The sequence below is a fragment of the Streptococcus caprae genome, assembly GCF_042649745.1.
In the GTDB taxonomy this organism is placed as follows: Bacteria; Bacillota; Bacilli; order Lactobacillales; family Streptococcaceae; genus Streptococcus; species Streptococcus caprae.
Genome location: NZ_JBHRZV010000043.1, coordinates 1 through 7,824 on the forward strand (window position 1 = coordinate 1; position 7,824 = coordinate 7,824).

Here is a 7,824-nt window from a genome sequence, read left to right on the forward strand (position 1 = left end):
ACTTTGTAAATTTACTTCCTTTTTTAGCCATGAGAAAAGAACCTCCTTATAAGAACAGTATAGTACTTTTTATACTGTCCATTATAAGGGGGTCTTTTCAAATAACGGTTACTTTTGAAGTAGCAGCAAGCCTATTATTTTTAACTCAAGATTTCTTTGAAGATCTGTCTGTTACTAAACTTAAAGCACGTATTTCAGAGAATTCTGGGAAAATGGAAGTGATTTTTGATGTGCGCAACCAAAAAGACTACCAAATATTGGAAGAATTGATTGCTTTCGGAGAAAAATTACAGGAAATAAAAGCTCGAAAAGATGCTTGACAAAACCTTTTGACATAAAAAATCTTCTCTGACCAAAGCCTTGTATGGTAAACTAATGGCAAAAGAGCTAGACTGAAGATAGCCAAGGAGACACAAGATGCAACTACAAAATAGACTGGTGACATTACGGACAGAAAAAGGCTTATCCCAGGAAGAGTTGGCGGAAAAACTCTATGTTTCACGTCAAACCATTTCCAATTGGGAACGTGGTAAAACCTATCCAGATATCAACAGCTTACTTTTGATAGCGACCTATTTTGATGTTTCCTTGGATAATCTAATCAAAGGAGATGTGGAGGAAATGAAACATCAAGTCAATCAAAAACAGTTCAAAAAATGGGTGATTATAGCTGCTATATCATTTTTTGTCTTTTCAGTTGCTTATCCGACGAGGTATTTGTTAACTGGCAGTCAATCTTATGTCTTGCTTAGTGCACTAGCTCTTCCTGTTATCCATTCCTTATTTGAAATTTTTTATATCTGGAGAAGTCAAAACTTCAGGACTTATGCGGATATTTTAAATTTTTTGGAAAACAAACAGACACATAAGTCAAATTTGAGCAATGAGATTTGGTTTACGCTGATATTGGCATTAGGAATTTTCCTGATTTTCTTTGCAGGGACTGTCGTATCGACACTGATTTTTTGGTAATGAAGTGATGTTGGATGTTTCGTCCAGCATCTTTTATTACATTTTTTTTACAAGACTGGCCAGCTCTGCTATTTTTCCTAAAACATGGTACAATAAAAGTTACGAGTTTTAGAAAGAAAAGGAGCGACAAGAATGCGTCTGGATAAGTATCTCAAAGTATCACGAATCATCAAGCGACGGACGGTAGCTAAGGAAGTCGCGGACAAGGGACGGATCAAGGTCAACGGGATTTTGGCCAAGTCCTCCACCGACCTGAAAACCAATGACGAGGTGGAAATCCGCTTCGGAAACAAACTCTTGACTGTTCGGGTTTTAGAAATGCTAGATAGCACTAAAAAAGATGATGCTAGCAAAATGTATGAGATTATCAGCGAAACAAGGATTGGGATTGAAGAAGATGGCCAATAAAAAATCCAGTGTGGTTCAACTGAATAACCAATACATCACAGATGAAACCACAAAAAAACGCTTTGAAGAAGAGGAAAGTCGCAAACGGAATCGTTTTATCGGCTGGGTCATGGTTTTTATTTTAATCCTTTTTGTTCTGCCAGCCTATAATCTTGTAGCGTCTTATATTGAACTTCAAGAAATGAGACAACAGGTCATTACACTCAAGCAGGATCAAAAAGAGTTAATTATTAAAACGGATGCTCAAAAACTCCTAGCTGAACGCTTGAAAAACACAGAGTACGTTGAAAAATATGCGCGTGCTAAATATTACTATTCTTATGATGGTGAAAATGTCTACCTTTCACCTGAATTATTACCATAAAACATGGACGATTTAATCAAAAAAATAGAGATTTTTTTAGCACATTCTGAGGATAAATTAGAAGAATTAACTAAGAAAAATCAAACTTTAAAAACGGAACAATCTAAGTCAGAAAACATAAATTAATAAGAAAGGGGAAGTTATGAAAAAATGGTTGGCTATTTTATTGGCAACAGGTTTTGTAATGCCCTTTTCTATTATTAGTTCAGAAGTTGATGTTCATATTACCAATCAAACAAACTATGAGCTTTCTGAAAATCTTGCTTCTGTGAGTACATATTTCGCTCAAATTCCAACTAAGCCTGTCTTGACTGCTGATACGGTGGTTTACAAGGATGTCAATCTATCAGAGTTGGCTAAGGTTCTTAAACCAGGGACGAAACAACTTGATATTGATAAGTTAGTTTACAATGATTCAGGTTTACCTGTCTTTGAATTATCTGATGGTACTTATCTTGAGGCTAATCAAGGTTTGATTTACGATGACATCATATACAATCAGCAGGAATTTGAAACTTCCTTTTACCTTTTGCCAGATTTTAAAGTCTACGATAAGCCCTATACCTTGGGTGCAAAATTGCAGAGCAGTTCTCTGAAGGCCTATGATAAGGTGACAGTGACTCAGCAGGCTGAGACACATGCTGGACTGTTCTACTATGTGGATGGAAGTGGCTGGATTTCAGAAGAATTTCTAACTTCAGAAGATGTCCGCATGCAAGCTGTTCAAGATTTACTTGAAACCAAGTATAAAAAATCCAACCTGTCTGTCTATGTCAAATCAATGGTGACGCAAGAAACTGCTGAAATCAATGCGGACAAGACCATGTACGCAGCCTCTGTAGCCAAACTTGCAACCCTTTATTACACGCAAGAACAAGTTGACACTGGGAATCTTAACTGGAACGATAAGGTTAAGTACATAAAAGAAACAGAAGACTACGATGGTGCCTATGAATCTTACGGGATTGATGGAGGATTACCATTTGAGCATGATGATAAGGAATATACCCTAGAGACTCTTGCTAAGGCTATTTCACAAGTTTCTGATAATGCTGCAGCAAATATTCTTGGTTACTATGCCACAGAAAAATACGGTAAGGATTTCCAGGCCAGTCTAAAGTCTACCACGGGTCAGACCTGGGATATGAAGACACGACAAGTGTCAGCTAAAACAGCCGGTCAGCTTATGGAAGCTATTTATTATCAGGATGGACAAATTATAGATTATCTCTCAAATACAAAGTTTGATAATGAGAGGATTTCTAAGACCATTCCAGTTCAGGTGGCCCATAAAATTGGAGATGCCTATGAATTTAGGCATGATGTTGCTTTCGTATATGCTGATGAACCCTTCGTACTTTCTATTTTCACAGAGAATTCATCCTACGATGAGATTTCTCAGATTGCCCAAGATATTTACGTGATTTTAAATTAAATGTTTGATAAGATTTATAATAATCTCCAAAGCAAGGGCTATCTTAAGCCGGGAGATAAGGTTTTAATAGCCGTTTCAGGTGGAGTAGATTCCATGAATCTACTGCACTTTTTGCATGTTTACAGGGAAAAATTAGGGATTGAACTTGGTTTGGCTCATGTCAACCATAAGCAACGCCAACAAGCTGATCAGGAAGAAGCCTATCTGAGACAGTGGGCCCAAGAGCATGCCTATCCTATCTTTGTTGGGGAGTTTTCTGGAAAATTTTCAGAACAGGCTGCCAGACAATTTCGCTATGATTTTTTTAGGTCAATCATGGAGCATGAAGGGTACAGGGTTGTGCTGACAGCTCATCACGCGGATGATCAAGCTGAAACCATTTTAATGAGATTGATTCGAGGCAGTCGACTCCGACATCTTTCTTCTATTAAAGAGTGTCAGGATTTTGGACCTGGAATTTTGGTACGACCTCTTTTAAAAATAAAAAAATCTGAACTACCAGAGATTTTTCATTTTGAAGATGAGTCGAATGAGTCAGACCACTATTTTCGTAATCGTATCCGTCATCACCTATTACCACAGTTGGAAGCTGAGAATCCACAAATTAAGACTCATTTGCAATCTTTAGCAGATGAGGTGAGTCAGTACAAGGAAGCATTAAGGAGTTTATTTGATCACCTTGACATGCAGGATTTAAAAACCTTTCAGTCCCAAAATTCAGCAGTGCAAGCTGTGTTTTTACAGGAGTATATGGAAGAATTTTCAGATTTACAGTTGTCAAAGGGACAGTTTAATCAGGTTTTATCTACTCTGAACTCTCCAAGTCAGTATCAACTTTCCTTGAAGAATCAATATGTTTTGGTCAAAAATTACAACCGCTTTGCTATTGAAAAAATGGGTCCTAGGACTGATAGTCAAGAAAAGTCAGTTGTGTTAAACTATGGCAATCAGCTAAAATATGAAAATTATTATTTTATGTTTTCTGAAAAAATAGAAAATCAGACCATTTACTTAGGTAGTCGCCAACCAATTACACTCAGAAAAAGACGGGATGGCGACCGTATCCAGCTTGGAAATTTCCATAAAAAATTAAGCAGACTCTTTATAGATGACAAAATTAGTCTAGAAGCGCGTGATCGAGCCATCGTCGGAGAGCAAGAGGGGCAAATTATTTTTGTCCAAGTAAATGACAGAACATATTTGAGAAAACTATCTGAAAATGATATAATCAAGGCTAGTTTACAAATTGAAAAACAGAAACAGGATGATGAAGATGTTAGAACAGGATATTAAAAAAGTTCTCTATTCAGCAGAAGACATTGTTGCCAAAACCAAGGAATTAGGTGCTCGGCTAACAGAGGACTATCAAGGGAAGAATCCTCTTTTGGTCTGCGTGCTCAAGGGGGCTGTTCCTTTTATGGCTGAATTGATTAAGCATATTGATACCCATATTGAGTTAGACTTTATGGTAGTGTCGAGCTATCACGGCGGTACAACCAGCAGTGGTGAAGTCAAGATTCTTAAGGATGTGGATACCAATATCGAAGGCCGTGATGTGATTTTTGTGGAAGACATTATCGATACGGGTCGTACCTTGCTCTATCTTCGCGACATGTTTAAATACCGTAAAGCCAGCTCTGTCAAAATTGCAACCTTATTTGACAAGCCAGAAGGTCGTGTTGTAGATATTGATGCAGATTATGTTTGCTACGATGTTCCTAATGAATTTATCGTTGGCTTTGGTTTGGATTACGATGAAAAATACCGTAACCTGCCCTACGTAGGTGTTCTCAAGGAAGAAATCTACACTAAATAAATAGAAAGCACATAGTTTTATATGAAAAACAATCGCAATTCAGGGTTTGTTCGCAATTCCCTGGTTTATATGTTATTGATTGTTTCTGTTGTCTTTGCCTTTCAGTTATATTTCCGAGGCTCTTCAGCAGAATCAACAACAATCACTTATTCTGAATTGATTGAACAAGTCAAGGATGGCAAGGTTAAATCAATTACCTATCAACCAAATGGCAGTGTGATTAAGGTCACTGGTAAATATAAGGAAGAACAGACAGTTGAATCCAAGGATGAATTAAGTTTCTTTGGTTCCTCAACAACAATCAAAGTTAAAAACTTTACTTCTACTCTATTGCCAAGCGATTCTTCTCTTCAATCCATACAAGATGTTGCTGAAGCTTCTGATACAGACTTGAAGGTTGTTCAAGAATCTTCCACAGGAACCTGGTTCTCAGTTGTAATCAGTCTCTTGCCAATTGGAGTCATGGTCTTCTTTATGATGATGCTGATGAACCAAGGCGGAGCAGGTGGACGTAACGGAGCTATGAGCTTTGGACGCAATCGTGCCAAATCACAGAACAAGGGTGATGTTAAGGTTCGTTTCTCGGATGTTGCTGGAGCTGAAGAAGAAAAGCAAGAACTGGTTGAAGTTGTTGATTTCTTGAAGGATCCTAAACGTTATAAGGCCCTTGGAGCTCGTATTCCTGCGGGTGTTCTCCTGGAGGGCCCTCCAGGAACTGGTAAAACTCTCTTGGCCAAGGCTGTAGCTGGTGAAGCTGGTGTCCCATTCTTTAGTATCTCTGGTTCTGATTTCGTAGAGATGTTTGTCGGTGTCGGTGCTAGCCGTGTTCGTTCCCTATTTGAGGATGCTAAAAAAGCAGAGCGGGCTATCATTTTCATCGATGAAATTGATGCTGTCGGTCGTCGTCGTGGTGCCGGCATGGGTGGTGGAAATGATGAACGTGAACAGACCCTTAACCAACTCTTGATTGAGATGGATGGTTTTGAGGGGAATGAAAGTATCATTGTTATCGCTGCAACTAACCGTTCTGATGTTCTTGACCCAGCTCTTCTTCGTCCAGGTCGCTTTGACCGTAAGGTCTTGGTAGGCCGTCCAGATGTCAAGGGTCGTGAGGCAATCTTACGTGTTCACGCTAAAAATAAACCATTGGCAGATGATGTTGACTTAAAAGTTGTTGCTCAACAAACTCCAGGATTTGTGGGTGCCGATCTTGAAAATGTCCTTAACGAAGCTGCTTTGGTTGCTGCCCGTCGTAACAAAACTAAAATTGATGCTTCCGATATTGATGAAGCGGAAGACCGCGTTATTGCAGGGCCTTCTAAGAAAGACAAACAAGTGTCTGAAAAAGAACGTCAGTTGGTTGCCTACCATGAAGCGGGACACACTATCGTTGGTCTTGTATTGTCAAGTGCCCGTGATGTCCACAAGGTAACGATTGTGCCTCGCGGTCGCGCAGGCGGTTATATGATTTCCCTTCCAAAAGAAGATCAAATGCTTCTTTCTAAGGATGAGATGAAAGAGCAACTTGCTGGTCTAATGGGTGGTCGTGTAGCAGAAGAAATTATTTTCAATGTTCAAACAACAGGTGCCTCTAATGACTTTGAACAAGCCTCTGCTATGGCGCGTGCCATGGTTACTGAGTATGGTATGAGTGATAAGCTTGGTCCAGTTCAGTATGAGGGTAGCCATGCTATGATGACAGGTCAACTTAGTCCTGAGAAGACTTATTCAGAGCACACAGCTCTTCTCATCGATGAAGAAGTTCGTGATTTGTTGAATGAAGCTCGCAATAAGGCTGCTGATATCATTAACGGCAACCGTGAAACCCATAAGTTGATTGCAGAAGCCCTGCTGAAGTATGAAACACTTGATGCTGCACAAATTAAATCACTCTACGAAACAGGTCACATGCCTGCTGGAACAGATGATGATGAAGAAGCACATGCCCTTTCATATGATGAAATCAAAGAAAAAATGACTGAATAAAAAATCAATCCTAGTCACTGACTAGGATTCAGACTGAAGACAAACATCATCGAGGTGTTTGTCTTTTGGCTCTTTGTCAACTGTAGTGGGTTGACTTATAGCTAACATCTGGAGAGAACAAAGATGTTCTCTCCTTTTTAATGTTCAAAGCAATAAGAATTTGTTTTTTAAAGTTTTCATCTTCCGAAGGCCAAAGGCATTTCTCTTAATGACCTTGATGAGATTGTTTGTCGCCTCTAATTTAGCGTTTGAGTAAGGAAGCTCTAAGGCATTGATAACCTTGTTCTTGTCTTTCAAAAAGGTTCTAAAGATCGTCTGAAAGATAGGATTCAAATTTGGCAGTGTCTCCTGTATCAGGTCAAAGAAATGCTAGGCCTGTTTCTCTTGAAATAGTAGACTTGTGAACACCTAGTTTATTAGCAATCTGGCAAGGTTTTAACCCTAATTCCAAATAAGTCTTTATCTTTATTCTCTCAGTTATGGTAAGATGTAAGTAGCACATGGATTTCCTCGTGCTCTGTTGATGTCGTTACTTACAGTTTACACGAAAGAAACCCTATGAGTTTTTTGTTGCACTATATTTTATAATTTATCACACTCAAAAAGCCCTATAATCTCTCCAGTGAAGTTACCCACTACAGAAATTGTAGAGCCTGTCTTTTTACATATTTTTATGTTGAATTTCAAAAATCCTTGCCAATATAATAAAACTTTGCTATACTAATAAAGTTCTCAAGAAGAGGACGAAGCAATGAAAAAAAATAGGATGAAAACAAGCAAAACTTGTTGACAAATAATTGATGATTTGCTAAACTAATATAGTTGTCTCGTGAGTGGGCAACG

At 38.6% G+C, this 7,824-nt stretch carries 9 protein-coding genes and 2 pseudogenes; 9 read left to right on the plus strand and 2 right to left on the minus strand.

The genetic code is table 11. The annotated features are described in order from the left end of the window. The 9 genes from ACFORF_RS05630 to ftsH form a co-directional block, all read left to right on the plus strand. Positions 1-320: hypothetical protein (locus tag ACFORF_RS05630; protein WP_380426245.1), on the plus strand; the 320-nt coding region annotated here is incomplete at its 5' end. 97 nt (positions 321-417) lie between these two features. Beyond that, the gene (locus tag ACFORF_RS05635; RefSeq protein ID WP_380426247.1) at positions 418-972 is read left to right on the plus strand and encodes a helix-turn-helix domain-containing protein; all 555 of its coding nucleotides are present in this window, start codon (positions 418-420) and stop codon (positions 970-972) included. Positions 973-1,104: 132 nt separating this feature from the next. Continuing rightward, on the plus strand, positions 1,105-1,380 hold the full coding sequence (locus tag ACFORF_RS05640; RefSeq protein ID WP_380426249.1) for an RNA-binding S4 domain-containing protein: 276 nt from the start codon (positions 1,105-1,107) through the stop codon (positions 1,378-1,380). Beyond that, the gene (locus tag ACFORF_RS05645) at positions 1,370-1,744 is read left to right on the plus strand and encodes an FtsB family cell division protein (protein ID WP_380426260.1); all 375 of its coding nucleotides are present in this window, start codon (positions 1,370-1,372) and stop codon (positions 1,742-1,744) included. Before ACFORF_RS05640 ends, ACFORF_RS05645 begins: the two co-directional genes overlap by 11 nt. Before the next feature lie 3 nt (positions 1,745-1,747). Beyond that, the gene (locus tag ACFORF_RS05650; RefSeq protein WP_380426250.1) at positions 1,748-1,870 is read left to right on the plus strand and encodes an SP_0009 family protein; all 123 of its coding nucleotides are present in this window, start codon (positions 1,748-1,750) and stop codon (positions 1,868-1,870) included. Between the two features lie 16 nt (positions 1,871-1,886). Next, the gene (locus tag ACFORF_RS05655) at positions 1,887-3,179 is read left to right on the plus strand and encodes a serine hydrolase (protein ID WP_380426252.1); all 1,293 of its coding nucleotides are present in this window, start codon (positions 1,887-1,889) and stop codon (positions 3,177-3,179) included. Then, positions 3,180-4,472 (plus strand): tRNA lysidine(34) synthetase TilS, encoded by a 1,293-nt coding sequence (gene tilS / locus ACFORF_RS05660; RefSeq protein WP_380426254.1) that lies wholly within the window; start codon positions 3,180-3,182, stop codon positions 4,470-4,472. After that, on the plus strand, positions 4,453-4,995 hold the full coding sequence (gene hpt, locus ACFORF_RS05665) for a hypoxanthine phosphoribosyltransferase (protein WP_380426256.1): 543 nt from the start codon (positions 4,453-4,455) through the stop codon (positions 4,993-4,995). Before tilS ends, hpt begins: the two co-directional genes overlap by 20 nt. A 21-nt stretch (positions 4,996-5,016) precedes the next feature. Continuing rightward, the gene (gene ftsH / locus ACFORF_RS05670) at positions 5,017-6,981 is read left to right on the plus strand and encodes an ATP-dependent zinc metalloprotease FtsH (protein ID WP_380426258.1); all 1,965 of its coding nucleotides are present in this window, start codon (positions 5,017-5,019) and stop codon (positions 6,979-6,981) included. Positions 6,982-7,082: 101 nt separating this feature from the next. On the opposite strand, the pseudogene ACFORF_RS05675 reads toward ftsH, so the two are convergent. Next, positions 7,083-7,371, minus strand: a pseudogene (locus ACFORF_RS05675) (transposase); the annotation flags it as partial. Next, positions 7,361-7,483, minus strand: a pseudogene (locus ACFORF_RS05680) (helix-turn-helix domain-containing protein); the annotation flags it as partial. The pseudogenes ACFORF_RS05680 and ACFORF_RS05675, both read right to left, overlap by 11 nt. Between the last annotated feature and the right edge of the window lie 341 nt (positions 7,484-7,824).